Source organism: Klebsiella sp. HMSC16A12 (genome assembly GCF_001808265.1).
Classification (GTDB): domain Bacteria; phylum Pseudomonadota; class Gammaproteobacteria; order Enterobacterales; family Enterobacteriaceae; genus Klebsiella; species Klebsiella pneumoniae.
Window position 1 is genome coordinate 1 of the sequence record NZ_KV792650.1, and the last position, 12977, is coordinate 12977.

13 protein-coding genes and 1 pseudogene are annotated in these 12977 nt (G+C 57.3%); 4 read left to right on the forward strand and 10 right to left on the reverse strand.

Annotation, left to right across the window (positions count from 1 at the left end; all coding sequences use genetic code 11):
- Positions 1-200 precede the first annotated feature (200 nt).
- Complete coding sequence (locus tag HMPREF3140_RS25555) at positions 201-1829, forward strand: citrate sensor histidine kinase CitA (RefSeq protein ID WP_050483798.1); 1629 nt, start codon at positions 201-203, stop codon at positions 1827-1829.
- Positions 1822-2526: a citrate response regulator transcription factor CitB gene (locus HMPREF3140_RS25560; RefSeq protein ID WP_004222618.1), complete on the forward strand. Its 705-nt coding sequence runs from the start codon at positions 1822-1824 to the stop codon at positions 2524-2526. Before HMPREF3140_RS25555 ends, HMPREF3140_RS25560 begins: the two co-directional genes overlap by 8 nt.
- Positions 2527-2531: 5 nt before the next feature.
- Here the strand turns inward: HMPREF3140_RS25560 and HMPREF3140_RS25565 are convergent, their stop codons facing one another.
- Positions 2532-3161: an alanyl-tRNA editing protein gene (locus tag HMPREF3140_RS25565; protein WP_002887990.1), complete on the reverse strand. Its 630-nt coding sequence runs from the start codon at positions 3159-3161 to the stop codon at positions 2532-2534.
- Positions 3162-3253: 92 nt separating this feature from the next.
- Between HMPREF3140_RS25565 and HMPREF3140_RS25570 the strand changes: the two genes are divergently transcribed.
- Positions 3254-4183: a LysR family transcriptional regulator gene (locus HMPREF3140_RS25570; protein WP_002887987.1), complete on the forward strand. Its 930-nt coding sequence runs from the start codon at positions 3254-3256 to the stop codon at positions 4181-4183.
- On the opposite strand, the gene HMPREF3140_RS25575 is transcribed toward HMPREF3140_RS25570, so the two are convergent.
- The 8 genes and pseudogenes from HMPREF3140_RS25575 to HMPREF3140_RS29455 all read right to left on the reverse strand — a co-directional run.
- A complete protein-coding gene (locus tag HMPREF3140_RS25575; protein ID WP_032410793.1) occupies positions 4131-4496 on the reverse strand; it encodes a DUF805 domain-containing protein in 366 nt (121 codons plus the stop codon). The genes HMPREF3140_RS25570 and HMPREF3140_RS25575 overlap by 53 nt on opposite strands.
- 30 nt (positions 4497-4526) lie before the next feature.
- A complete protein-coding gene (gene rihC, locus HMPREF3140_RS25580; protein ID WP_002887981.1) occupies positions 4527-5441 on the reverse strand; it encodes a ribonucleoside hydrolase RihC in 915 nt (304 codons plus the stop codon).
- Between the two features lie 65 nt (positions 5442-5506).
- Positions 5507-6457, reverse strand: a complete 951-nt coding sequence (gene ispH, locus HMPREF3140_RS25585) for a 4-hydroxy-3-methylbut-2-enyl diphosphate reductase (RefSeq protein ID WP_002887979.1) — start codon at positions 6455-6457, stop codon at positions 5507-5509.
- A gap of 1 nt (position 6458) precedes the next feature.
- Positions 6459-6908 (reverse strand): FKBP-type peptidyl-prolyl cis-trans isomerase, encoded by a 450-nt coding sequence (fkpB, locus tag HMPREF3140_RS25590; protein ID WP_002887976.1) that lies wholly within the window; start codon positions 6906-6908, stop codon positions 6459-6461.
- Between the two features lie 115 nt (positions 6909-7023).
- Entirely contained in the window at positions 7024-7524 is a 501-nt protein-coding gene (gene lspA, locus HMPREF3140_RS25595; RefSeq protein ID WP_002887973.1) for a signal peptidase II, read from the reverse strand.
- Positions 7524-10340, reverse strand: coding sequence for an isoleucine--tRNA ligase (ileS, locus tag HMPREF3140_RS25600; protein WP_002887972.1), 2817 nt, complete (start codon positions 10338-10340; stop codon positions 7524-7526). Before ileS ends, lspA begins: the two co-directional genes overlap by 1 nt.
- A gap of 43 nt (positions 10341-10383) precedes the next feature.
- Positions 10384-11322, reverse strand: coding sequence for a bifunctional riboflavin kinase/FAD synthetase (gene ribF, locus HMPREF3140_RS25605; protein ID WP_002887969.1), 939 nt, complete (start codon positions 11320-11322; stop codon positions 10384-10386).
- A 7-nt stretch (positions 11323-11329) separates the two neighbouring features.
- Positions 11330-11535 (reverse strand): annotated as a pseudogene (locus HMPREF3140_RS29455) (DUF2575 domain-containing protein); the annotation flags it as partial.
- Positions 11536-11651: 116 nt separating this feature from the next.
- On the opposite strand from HMPREF3140_RS29455, the gene rpsT reads away from it, so the two are divergent.
- The gene (gene rpsT / locus HMPREF3140_RS25610) at positions 11652-11915 is read left to right on the forward strand and encodes a 30S ribosomal protein S20 (RefSeq protein ID WP_002887965.1); all 264 of its coding nucleotides are present in this window, start codon (positions 11652-11654) and stop codon (positions 11913-11915) included.
- A 119-nt stretch (positions 11916-12034) separates the two neighbouring features.
- On the opposite strand, the gene nhaR is transcribed toward rpsT, so the two are convergent.
- Positions 12035-12931 (reverse strand): transcriptional activator NhaR, encoded by an 897-nt coding sequence (gene nhaR / locus HMPREF3140_RS25620; protein WP_002887961.1) that lies wholly within the window; start codon positions 12929-12931, stop codon positions 12035-12037.
- Positions 12932-12977: the final 46 nt, after the last annotated feature.

The window sequence follows — 12977 nt, forward strand, 5'->3', positions numbered from 1 at the left end:
TGATGCTCAAGTACGTGCTGGCGATGTAGGCCGGCATCCTTCCCGGAGGTGTGGCTGTCGCCCCACCTCCGGGCTGATTTGATACCCACTCCTGGCATGACGGGGCCGGGCACATGTCTGAAATTTTCTGTTCTGTGCTCCACCTGTCGGCGCCGGGGGCGCAAAACGGGGAGAATAACAATTTAATGTCTATCTACCCAATGTATACCCGAAAAATCACCCACTGGTTTGCCAGGCGATCGTTTCAGAATCGCATCTTCCTGCTGATCTTATTCACCTCGACGATCGTCATGCTGGCGATGTCATGGTATCTGACAGACATTACCGAGGAGCGTCTGCATTATCAGGTCGGGCAACGGGCGCTGATTCAGGCGATGCAGATTTCGGCGATGCCGGAGCTGGTGGAGGCGGTACAGAAACGCGATCTCGCCAGAATCAAAGCCCTTATCGACCCCATGCGTTCGTTCTCCGACGCCACCTACATCACCGTCGGTGATGCCAGCGGCCAGCGCCTCTATCACGTCAATCCTGATGAAATCGGCAAATCGATGGAAGGCGGCGATAGCGATGAGGCGTTGATAAACGCTAAAAGCTACGTGTCAGTGCGCAAAGGCTCGCTGGGATCGTCGCTGCGCGGTAAATCGCCGATTCAGGACGCAACCGGCAAGGTGATCGGCATTGTGTCGGTAGGCTATACCATTGAGCAACTGGAAAACTGGCTCAGCCTGCAGATAAGTTCGCTGCTGATCCCGATGGCCATCATGTTACTGCTTCTGCTCTTTTGCGCCCGCCGCTTCTCACTGCATATCAAAAAACAGATGCTCAATATGGAACCCCAGCAGCTGTCACAGCTGTTGATCCAGCAAAGCGTGCTGTTTGAATCGGTGTTCGAAGGGCTTATCGCCATCGACTCCGATTATAAAATCACTGCGATTAATCAGACTGCGCGTCGCCTGCTCAATTTGTGTCAGCCGGAACCGACGCTTATCGGCAAACGGATCAGCAGCGTTATCTCGCAGGAGGTCTTCTTCTACGATGCGCCACAGACCAATAAAAAAGACGAGATCGTTACCTTCAATCAGATCAAAGTGATCGCCAGCCGGATGGCGGTGATCTTAAACAATGAGCCACAGGGCTGGGTGATCAGCTTTCGCAGCAAAGACGATATCAACACCCTTAGCCTGCAGCTTAGCCAGGTACAACAATATGCCGATAACCTGCGCGCCGTACAGCATGAGCATCGCAATCTGATCTCCACTATCGCCGGTCTGCTGTTTCTTAAACGCTATAACCAAGCGCTGGAACTGATCCAACAGCAGTCGGAAAGTCACCAGAAGGTGATCGATTTTATTGCACGCAATTTCCAGGACAACCACCTGGCCGGGCTGTTGATCGGCAAATATTACCGGGCCAAAGAGCTTGGACTTGAGCTGATTTTCGATCCGGCCTGCTTCGTTGATAGATTACCTACCGCCCTTTCGCACAACGAATGGATCTCGATCGTGGGGAATCTACTTGATAACGCCTACAATGCCAGCCTGCGTCAACCGCAGGGTTCAAAACAGATCGAATGCCTGATCAACAGTGATGGCCAGGAGGTGATCATTGAGATCGCCGACCAGGGATGCGGCATTGACGAGGCGCTGCGCGATCGGATCTTCGAGCGCGGCGTCACCAGCAGCGCCAGCAAAGATCATGGTATCGGACTCTGGCTGGTACGCAGCTACGTGGAACAAGCAGGCGGCAGTATCGTCGTCGAAAATAATATTCCTTTTGGCACCATTTTTACGCTTTATATCCCCCTGACCCGAGATGAACATCATGGATAGCATCACTACTCTTATTGTTGAAGACGAACCTATGCTGGCGGAGATCCTGGTGGATAACATTAAACAGTTTCCCCAGTTCGACGTCATTGGTATTGCGGATAAGCTTGAGAGCGCCAGGAAACAGCTCAGACTGTATCAACCGCAGCTGATCCTGCTGGATAATTTTTTACCCGACGGCAAAGGTATCGATCTGATCCGCCATGCAGTCAGTACACATTACAAGGGACGGATTATCTTTATTACTGCGGATAATCACATGGAAACCATCAGCGAAGCGCTGCGTCTTGGGGTGTTTGATTACCTGATTAAGCCGGTGCACTATCAGCGCCTGCAGCACACGCTGGAGCGCTTTGCCCGCTATCGTAGCTCGCTGCGCTCCAGTGAACAGGCCAGCCAGCTCCATGTCGACGCGCTGTTTAATATTCAGGCCCGGGAACAAACGGAACCCGCCAGCGCACCACTGCGCGGGATCGATGAAAGCACCTTTCAGCGCGTGCTCCAGCTGTTTGCCGACCCGACGGTGGTGCATACCGCCGACTCGCTGGCCCGTATCCTCGGCAGCAGCAAAACCACCGCTCGCCGTTATCTGGAACAAGGAGTAAAGAACGACTTTCTGGAAGCGGAAATCAGCTACGGCAAGGTTGGCCGACCTGAGCGTATCTATCACGGCAAGCAGACCTATCCTGAGCAGAGATAAAACGCTTACGCCAGGGTGTAGCTGACCACCAGCTGCCCCTTCTTCATCTTAATCTGACTAATGACAATGTCGCCCAGCTCCGCCAGACGGGCGACGTGGGTGCCTCCGCAGGGATAGGCTGGCAGCTCGCCGAATCCCACCTTGCGCATGCCATCAGCGAACGTCACCTGACGCGGTAAGTCCTGCGCCTGCCATGCCTTCACTAGCGCCAGTAGCGCACTGGCGTCCGGCAGCGCGGCGCTATTCCTGCTGGCAAAGGTTATCCGCCCTTCGCCGGGCCAGTGGTGCGCTTTCACCGGTTGCCAGCCAAGCTGTTCGCCCGCCAGGCCAAGCAGGTGGCCGGCAGAATGCAGACGAGCATGCAGCTGTCTCGCGGAGGCATCAATTTTCATCTCCACTTCACCGAGGGGAAGGGGTTGCGACAGAATATGCAGCACCCTTTCGCCGCGCACAACCACCGTCTCAACCACCTGCCCGGCAATCCATCCACGGTCCGCCGGTTGACCGCCCCCTTGCGGGTGAAACAGCGTCCGATCCAGTTCGATGGCGTAACGGCCATCCGCTTCTGCAGTGCAGGCAATGATCTGGGCGCGCCCGTCGGTAGCATCGCTGGTGTAATAAACCCGTTCAGTCATAGTGATTCTCCTCTCTGTCCGCCCAGTATATTATTAATGCCGACAGCGATAATCCCACCACCCGCCAATGCACTCTTGCTCCGGGAGCACAAATGAATCTGAACCTCCTGCCCGACCTCGCTCTTTTCGTTCAGATAGTCGACCAGGGCAGCTTCTCCGCCGTCGCCCGCCAGAACGGCATTACCCCTTCAGCCGTTAGCCGCAGCGTTTCACGGCTGGAGCGAGAGATGGGCTGCAAACTGCTGCAGCGTACCACCCGCAAGCTGCGTCTTAGCGATGCCGGGGAAACGATATATCAGCATGCCCAGCAGATGCTGGAAGCGGCGCGACAGGCAATGGATTCCGCAGGCAGTCGCCAAACGGTCGCCCAGGGAAAGCTGACGCTAAGCGTCCCGAAAGCCGTCGGCCGCTTTGTGATCCACCCGCTGATGATGGCGTTTTTCCACCGCTACCCGCAGGTGGACGTCTGCCTGCGGCTGGAAGATCGCCCTCTCGATTTTATCGATGACGGTATTGATCTGGCGCTACGCATCACCGATACCCCCTCCCCCGGCCTGCATGGCAAACCGCTGATGCCAATCAGGCACGTTATCTGCGCCACTGAGGCCTATTTACAGCAGCACGGTACGCCGTACACGCCGCAGGATCTGCGCGCGCATAGCTGCATTAGCCTTGGCGAAACGCCCGCCGATGCGCGCTGGAAGTTCCGTCGGGAAGGCAAAACAGAAACGGTGCAAACCTACGGGCGGTACGCCGCCAACCATACCGCCGTACGCCTCGACGCGGTCAGACAGCATTTAGGGATCGGCAGCCTGCCGCTGTTCACCGCCCGTGAGGCGCTGGCGAACGGCGACATCGTGCAGGTGCTGCCCGAGTGGGAATTTATCAGCAGCTACTCCGGCGATCTGTGGCTGCTGTGGGCGGGAGATAAGCATATGCCCGCCAGGATGCGGGCGATGATCGATTATCTCAGCGAGACGGTGCCGGCGCTGAGCGCAGGCAGCACAGAGCCAGCGAAATAATTGCAAACCACGGAATGATAACCCCCAACACAAACCAGATCCCGGAGCGGCCGATATCATGCATCCGCCGGCAGCCTACAGCCAGCAGGGGGATCGCCATCAACAGCAGCCACAGCGCCGCAAAGGGTATGACAACAAAACTGAGGATCCCGTAGTGAGGGTCAACAAGGGTGGCCAGACTCCAGGCGGCCAGCGGCGCGGTGGCGATCAATACATTGGTGAGAAAAAACGTCCAGAACTGCCGTCGACTGGCGCGTCCGCTAAAGTTAAAGGTCTCTTTCCAGCCGCTCAAATACGCCTGTCCATAGGTCATTGCTTCTCTCCTTGAAAATCGAGTGATATATCACGGCGCCAGGGCAATCACCTCCGCCGCCCAGCGCTGAAACCCTTCGACGTCGATATCCAGCGCCACCTGGGCGTTCGCCGGCTGGCCCAGTCGTCCTTCGATATCCACCACCGTGGTGCCGGCGGTCCAGGTCCCCTGCGTCTCCACCGCCACAAAGCACGGCTGGAGAGTGAACAGTTCCGGGCGGGCCAGCCACGCAATAGCGCACAAGTCATGCATGCGCAGACCGCTGCTCATGCTGCCGCTGCGATAGTGGCTAAACAGCGCATGGAGCATTTTACCGGTCTGGTTCAGCGTCGGCAGCGTCGCCAGATAATCCGCCGCCAGCAGCGCCCGGTTGGTGACGTCCAGCCCGCACATCACAATCTCCAGCCCGCTGTGGAACACTTTCGCAGCGGCCTCCGGGTCGATAGCGATATTGAATTCCGCATTCGGCGTGAAGTTGCCGCGGCCCGCCGAGCCGCCCATGATCACCAGCCGACGAATATTAAACACGCATTCCGGGTACTGGGTCAGCAGCAGCGCTATATTGGTCAGCGGGCCAATCGCCACCAGGGTGATCGGCTCGGCAGCATGCATAAGCGCATCACGGATCGCCTGGAAGGCCGGCTTCGCCAGCGGTTGACGTTGATGCTCAACAAAGTCATACCCCTCCATGCCGGATTCGCCATGCACCGAGGCGGCGTCGCGCAACGGACGCACCAGCGGCATCGACGCGCCCTGCGCCAGCGGTACATCGGCATTCCAGAAATGCAGCAATTGCAGCGCGTTACGGGTCGTCTTCTCCACCGAGACATTGCCCGCTACGGTGGTCATCAACTGCAGATCCAGCTCAGGCGCGAACAGCGCCGCGGCAATGGCGGCGGCATCGTCGATGCCCGGATCGGTATCAAGAATGATTGGTAAGCGCATGGTTTCTCCCTAAAAAATGCCAGACGTTAAGTCTGGCATCTTCTCATACTGCTGGAGGAAAGAACTTACTCTACTTCACGGACATCCACACGCAGCTCTTTCGGCACTTCAAAGACGATATTCTCTTCCCGGCCTTCCAGCGGCACGGCTTCGCCGCCGCCCAGCTCCTGCAGGCGGGTAATGACGTTCTGCACCAGAATATCCGGCGCCGACGCGCCCGCCGTCACGCCGACGCAGGCCGCATCCTTGACCCACGCTTCCTGGATATCGGAGGCGTCGTCAATCAGGTAAGCCGCCTTACCCATCCGCTGCGCCAGCTCGGCGAGGCGGTTAGAGTTGGAGGAGTTTTTCGACCCGACCACCAGCACCACGTCAGCCTGCTCCGCCAGCGCGCGCACGGCTTCCTGACGGTTAGTGGTGGCATAGCAAATGTCGTCTTTGCGCGGGCCGACGATTTTCGGAAAACGCGCGCGCAGGGCGTCAATCACATCCGAGGTATCGTCGACGGAGAGCGTGGTCTGGGTCATAAACGACAGCCGGGCGTCATTTTTCACTTCCAGCTTCAGCACGTCTTCCGGCGACTCGACCAGGTACATCCCCCCTTGCGGGTTGTTGTACTGTCCCATGGTGCCTTCGACTTCCGGGTGGCCGGCATGGCCAATCAGAATCGACTCTTCGCCGCGGCGGCTGGCGCGGGCGACTTCCATATGGACTTTGGTCACCAGCGGACAGGTGGCATCGAACACCGTCAGGTCGCGGCTCTTCGCTTCGTTGCGTACCGCCTGCGACACGCCGTGGGCGGAGAAAATAAGGATCGCGCCGTCCGGCACTTCGCTAATCTGTTCGATAAAAATGGCGCCACGCTTGCGCAGGCTATCCACCACATAGCGGTTGTGCACCACTTCATGACGAACATAGATCGGTGCGCCATACAGCGTCAGCGCGTTTTCTACAATGCTGATAGCGCGGTCAACGCCAGCGCAAAAACCGCGCGGGTTAGCCAACAGGATCTGCATGTTACTCCTCCAGCGCCGGATCGATCTCCAGCACTTCAATATCAAAATGAACAGTGCGCCCGGCCAGCGGATGGTTGAAGTCAACGGTGATGGAATCGCCGTTCACTTCGCGGATCACGCCAGGCATTTCGCTGCCATCCATTGCGGTAAAGAGCATAATCGCGCCGATCTCCGGCTCGCCAGCGTCGATAAACTCGCGGCGAGAGAAATACTGAATCAGGTCCGGGCTGGGTACGCCAAAGGCGGCGTCAGGCTCCAGCGAAAAGGCCTTTTTCTCCCCCTCTTTCAAACCGAGAAGCTGTTGCTCCAGCCCTTCAGACAAAGAGGTGTCGCCGAGGCGAAACAGCGCCGGTTTGCCGTTGCTGCGGGTGGACTCGGCAGTGGAGCCGTCGTCCAGTTTCAGAGTGAAGTGCACCAGTACCGCGCTGTTGCTCTGTACGGATTTAGACATGCAAATTGCTCGCTTGTTTAGGTCACCCGGTGCCCGGCGGCATTACGCTTACCGGGCCTACGGGGGCCAAAAATTCTGTAGGCCGGGTAAGCGTCACGTCACCCGGCATTGAGATTTACGCCTGCTCTTTCACAGTCGGTTTCGGCAGGAAGCCTTCCAGCACAATCAGCGCTGCGCCGATGCAGATCGCGCTATCGGCGAGGTTGAAGGTGGCAAAATGCCAGTCGCCGACGTAGAAGTCGATCATATCGACCACAAAGCCATGCCACAGGCGATCGAACAAGTTGCCCAGCGCGCCGCCGATAATCAGCGCGTAGGCAATATTGTTCAGCTTTTGCGTCGCCTTCGAACGGTACATCAGCACCGTCAGCACTACGCAAATGCCGATCGCGATCCCGGAAAAGAACCAGCGCTGCCAGCCGCCGCTGTCGGCGAGGAAGCTAAAGGCCGCGCCATAGTTGCGGGCATAATGCAGATTAAGCGACGGGAACAGCGGAACCGTCTCCCCCAGAGCGAAGTTCTGGAGGATCAGGAATTTGCTGCCCAGATCGATAATCAGCACGGCTACGACCACCCACAGCCAGCGTAGCCCCGTTGAACAGATCGATTTACTCATCAGGCGAATTTACGTTGCTCGCCGTCACCGGCGACGTTGCTCACACAGCGTCCGCAGATTTCCGCGTGTTCCGCCACCTTGCCGATATCGGTGGTGTAATGCCAGCAGCGCGGGCATTTCTCACCTTCAGCTTTACTCAATGCGACTTTCAGCCCTTTGAGCAGTTCGCTTTGCTGTGCATCAGCGGACGCGCTCGCATAGTCTGCGACGTTCGCCCCGGAGGTCAACAGGACAAATCGCAATTCATCGCCCAGCGCATTGAGCTTAGCCGCCAGATCGGCATCAGCATACAGCGTGACTGCCGCTTCCAGCGAGCCGCCGACTTTCTTATCCGCACGCGCCTGCTCGATCACCTTGTTGACTTCGCCACGCACCTTCAGCAGCTCATCCCAGAAATCGTCGTTCATCGCTTCGTCGTCGGCCAGGCCGAACAGACCTTCATACCACTCGCCGGTGAAGACATATTTCTCACGCTCGCCCGGCAGATAGCCCCAGATTTCATCTGCGGTGAAGGACATGATCGGCGCCATCCAGCGCACCAGCGCTTCCACGATATGGAACAGCGCGGTCTGGCAGCTGCGACGCGCCACGCTGTCCGCCTTGGCGGTGTACTGGCGGTCTTTGATGATGTCGAGGTAGAACGAGCCCATCTCGATGGAGCAGAAGCGCATCAGGCGCTGCACCACTTCATGGAAGTCGTAGGATTCGTAGGCTTTCAGGATATCTTCCTGTGCCGCCTGCGCGCAGCCGACCGCCCAGCGGTCCAGCACCACCATCTCTTCCGGTTTAACCATGTCTTTCACCGGATCGAAACCGTTAAGGTTCGCCAGCAGGAAGCGCGCGGTGTTACGGATACGACGATAGCTGTCCGCAGCGCGTTTGAGGATCTCGTCAGAGACCGCCATTTCGCCGGTGTAGTCGGTGGAAGCCACCCACAGGCGCAGGATATCGGCGCCGAGCTTGTTCATCACGTCCTGCGGGCTAACGGTGTTGCCGATAGACTTGGACATTTTGCGGCCCTGACCGTCGACGGTGAAGCCGTGGGTCAGTACCTGGCGATATGGCGCTTTGCCTTTCATCGCCGTGGAAATCATCAGCGAGGACATGAACCAGCCGCGATGCTGGTCAGAACCTTCCAGATACATATCGGCGGCGTGACCGGCGAATTCCGGACGCACGTCAACCACGGAAGAGTGGGTCGACCCGGAGTCAAACCAGACGTCGAGGGTATCCGGCACTTTCTCATAGCTGTCGGCGTCATCGCCAAGAATGTCGCGGGAATCGAGATCCCACCACGCCTGGATGCCGTCAACTTCAACGCGTTTTGCCACTTCTTCCATCAGCTCAAGGGTACGCGGGTGCAGTTCATGGGTTTCTTTATGCACGAACAGCGACATCGGCACGCCCCAGGTGCGCTGACGGGAGATACACCAGTCAGGGCGGTTAGCGACCATCGATTCGATACGCGCCTGGCCCCAGTCCGGGATCCACTGCACGCCTTTGATCTCTTTCAGCGACTGCGCGCGCAGGCCTTTCTGATCCATGCTCACGAACCACTGCGGAGTGGCGCGGAAGATGATCGGCGACTTGTGGCGCCAGCAGCATGGATAGCTGTGCTGCAGTTTCTCAACGTGTAACAGCGCGCCACGCTCACGCAGCATCTCAACGATGATGTCATTGGCTTTGAAAACATTAATGCCGTCCAGGGACGGCCAGGTGCCAGGCAGGTAAGCGCCGTCCGGGCCAACCGGGTTGGCGATTTCCAGACCGTATTTCTGGCTGATGGTGTAGTCGTCCGGACCGTGGCCGCCAGCGGTATGCACCGCACCGGTACCGGCATCCAGCGTCACGTGGTCGCCAAGGATCGCCGGCACGTCGAAATCGAGGAACGGATGCTTAAAGCGCATCAGCTCAAGCTCAGAACCTTGTACCGCCGCCAGAATAGTGTAGTCCGTCGCGCCAACGCGCTTCATTACGCTCTCAACCAGGTCTTTCGCCAGGATCAGCGCCTGGCCGTCAACCTGCACCAGCGCATAGTCGAACTCAGGAGACAGAGAGATAGCGCGGTTGGCCGGCAGGGTCCACGGCGTGGTGGTCCAGATAACCAGCGACACCGGACCGTTGACGTCGGCTACGCCGAATTTCGCCAGTACCGCGGCTTTGTCTACCGCGTGGAACGCGACATCGATAGACGGAGAGGTTTTGTCGTAATACTCCACTTCCGCTTCCGCCAGCGCGGAACGGCAGTCTACGCACCAGTGCACCGGTTTGGCGCCTTTATGCAGGTGGCCATTACCGATGATTTTGCCCAGCGCGCGGATGATGTTGGCTTCGGTTTTGAAGTCCATGGTCAGGTACGGATGCGACCAGTCGCCCAGCACGCCGAGACGGATAAAGTCTTTACGCTGGCCATCGATCTGCTCGGCGGCATATTCGCGGCACTTAGCGCGGAATTCGGCAGCGGTAAATTTCTCACCCGGCTTGCCGTATTCCTGCTCCACTTTCAGCTCGATCGGCAGACCGTGGCAGTCCCAGCCCGGAACGTAAGGCGAGTCATAGCCCGTCAGTCCTTTGGACTTAACGATAATGTCTTTCAGAATCTTGTTTACCGAGTGACCAATATGAATGCTGCCATTCGCATAAGGAGGGCCATCATGCAGAATGAAGGTTTTTTTGCCTTTTTTGGCTGCACGAATGATGCCGTACAGGTCATCATCGGTCCAACGCGCCAGCATTCCCGGTTCGCGTTTGGCGAGGTCGCCACGCATAGGGAACCCTGTTTCCGGCAAATTCAGGGTCGATTTATAGTCACTCATCAGATTCTCGGTTCCGTATTTCGGTTTGATAAACACCAGTGGCTCAGGCCTGGCTGGTCAGCCCAAATAATTCGCGGGCCGTTAACTCATCACGTGCGATTTGCGCCTTCAGCTCGTCCAGCGACGCAAACCGCTGCTCGTTACGTATCTTTTTACGCAGTATTACATTGATATGGCGACCGTAGAGGTCCATTACAACGTCCAACAGATGTACTTCGAGCTGCTGACGCACGCCCGCAACCGTTGGACGGGTGCCAATATTGGCGACACCCGCTATCGGTTTGTCGCCCAGCCCTGTCACTTCTACCGCATAGACCCCTTTAACCGGGGAAACCTGACGACGCAGCGGTAAGTTCGCCGTCGGAAAACCTATGGTTCGGCCTAGTTCATCACCATGCACGACGCGTCCGGAGATGCTAAACGGATGGCCGAGCAGCGTCTCCGCCAGCAGGAGATCGTCATCGGCCAGCGCCTGGCGTACCGCCGTGCTGCTGATTCGCACCCCGCCTTCGCAGAAGGTTTGGGTGCTGGTGACGTCGAAGCCATATTCCGCCCCCGCCTTTTGTAATAACAAGAAATCCCCCTGGCGACCAGCGCCAAAGCGGAAATCGTCACCAACGGCGAGGAACTGCACGCCCAGGCGACGCACCAGCAGTTCACTGATAAAATCCTGCGCGGTTAGCGCGGCGAACCGGCGGTCAAAGCGAACGCACAATACATAGTCAACCCCGCTTTCAGCCAGATAGCCCAGCTTTTCACGCAGGCGGGTCAATCGCGCCGGGGCTTTATCAGCGGCAAAGAGCTCCAGCGGCTGGGGTTCGAAAATCATCACCACGACCGGTAAACCGCGCTGGCGGCCCTCTTCGCGCAACCGCTGCAGCAGCGCCTGATGCCCACGATGCACGCCGTCGAAATTACCAATGGTCAGCACGCACCCGTGCGGGGCCTGACTGAGATTATGTATGCCGCGTATCAGCTTCATGTCTGGCTCAAAACAGTGAAAATCGTCCGAGTATACCTTGTACAACTGTCAACGTTAACCAGCGATTGCACCTCGGCAACGAAAGTTCTCAGGAATTCATTCACTCAGCGCGAGAAAGCGTGAAAACTGGCCGCGCCCGGCGATTTTTATGGTGGAAAAGCTGTATTCGCCTGCAACAAGCTGGTAGAATCTTGCGCCATCACTACGTAATGAAGCGCTGTGGTGTTAAACGGCGCTTATTTGCACAAATCCATTGACAAAAGAAGGCTAAACGGGCATATTCCTCGGCCTTTGAATTGTCCATATAGAACACATTTGGGAGTTGGACCTTGGCTAATATCAAATCAGCTAAGAAGCGCGCCGTTCAGTCTGAAAAGGCTCGCAAGCACAACGCAAGCCGTCGCTCTATGATGCGTACTTTCATCAAGAAAGTATACGCAGCTATCGAAGCTGGCGACAAAGCTGCTGCACAGAAAGCATTTAACGAAATGCAACCGATCGTGGACCGTCAGGCTGCTAAAGGTCTGATCCACAAAAACAAAGCTGCGCGTCATAAAGCAAACCTGACTGCACAGATCAACAAACTGGCTTAATCGCCTGCTTGCTGAACTTTGTTAAAGAAACCCGCGAAAGCGGGTTTTTTTATGCCTATCATCTTCCCCCGGTAGCGCACGCTGGCGCGATCTGAGCCACGCCAGCCCACGCCTTCCGGCTATCGGGGTTCGGTGAACAGCGACGAATAATCGCGATTACAGATACGCTGTACCGCCGGGTGCTGAATCATTCGTTCAGCGAAAATAGCGTGATACTCCTCCATCACGCTATCCATACGGCCAATTTCGACAATCGATTCATCATGGTAGAAATCATGCGCGTAGAGCGTCGGCGCGACAAATATCGCATTATGTGCGGCGCCGAAGGCTTTCATGAGCGCCGCGTCGTCAAACTCGCCGAGGATCTCCACCTTCAGGCCCTGCACGTTAATCCAGTTCAGCAGCTTACGTCCCAGCATCGATCGCCGGCCGGGGATCAGCAGCCGCCGCTCTTCGAGGCAGGCCGGGAACGGCTTCGTCGGCGCCGGATTCATGCACCAGAAGCTGACGCTGCACTCGCCGATCTTCACCGAAAATAGCCCTTCCTGCTGCGTCGAGTCGATCGGGCAGTCAGAGATAATCATGTCGAGCTTATGCTGGCTCAGCTGCTCCAGCAGCAGCTCATGAGTGGATTCAAAACAGCGCAGATGAATCTGCTCGCTCTCAACGACGGCGGCATCCAGCACGCCGCTGACCAGCCGTTTCGAGAGCGCATCGGCCACGCCGACGTCAAACAGCAGGTTCGACTCTTTGCGATAGTTGACGATGTCGAGCATCTCCTGGCTGAGGGTAAACATCCGGTCGGCATAGCGAAAAACCAGCTCCCCCAGCTCGCTCGGCTCAAGCCCCCTTCCCTTTCGCTTAAATAATTTCCCCTGCAGGCGCTCCTCCAGGGCTTTGATCTGCCCGGTAATGGTCTGCGGCGTCAGAAACAGCGCCTCCGCCGCGCCCACGACGGACCCTTCTTTATACACGTGCCAGAAGTAGTACAGATGATTGTAGTTAATATGTGACATGCTTCTCTCCCTGATAATGTCCAGGAGAGCCTGGCGGGCTCTCCTG

Coding starts and splice junctions, on each gene's coding strand:
- HMPREF3140_RS25575 (WP_032410793.1), bottom strand. CDS start 4,496: ATGACCTATGGACAGGCGTATTTGAGCGGCTGGAAAGAGACCTTTAAC.
- HMPREF3140_RS25555 (WP_050483798.1), top strand. CDS start 201: ATGTATACCCGAAAAATCACCCACTGGTTTGCCAGGCGATCGTTTCAG.
- ispH (WP_002887979.1), bottom strand. CDS start 6,457: ATGCAGATCCTGTTGGCTAACCCGCGCGGTTTTTGCGCTGGCGTTGAC.
- ileS (WP_002887972.1), bottom strand. CDS start 10,340: ATGAGTGACTATAAATCGACCCTGAATTTGCCGGAAACAGGGTTCCCT.
- lspA (WP_002887973.1), bottom strand. CDS start 7,524: ATGAGTAAATCGATCTGTTCAACGGGGCTACGCTGGCTGTGGGTGGTC.
- rihC (WP_002887981.1), bottom strand. CDS start 5,441: ATGCGCTTACCAATCATTCTTGATACCGATCCGGGCATCGACGATGCC.
- HMPREF3140_RS25570 (WP_002887987.1), top strand. CDS start 3,254: ATGAATCTGAACCTCCTGCCCGACCTCGCTCTTTTCGTTCAGATAGTC.
- HMPREF3140_RS25560 (WP_004222618.1), top strand. CDS start 1,822: ATGGATAGCATCACTACTCTTATTGTTGAAGACGAACCTATGCTGGCG.
- fkpB (WP_002887976.1), bottom strand. CDS start 6,908: ATGTCTAAATCCGTACAGAGCAACAGCGCGGTACTGGTGCACTTCACT.
- HMPREF3140_RS25565 (WP_002887990.1), bottom strand. CDS start 3,161: ATGACTGAACGGGTTTATTACACCAGCGATGCTACCGACGGGCGCGCC.
- ribF (WP_002887969.1), bottom strand. CDS start 11,322: ATGAAGCTGATACGCGGCATACATAATCTCAGTCAGGCCCCGCACGGG.
- nhaR (WP_002887961.1), bottom strand. CDS start 12,931: ATGTCACATATTAACTACAATCATCTGTACTACTTCTGGCACGTGTAT.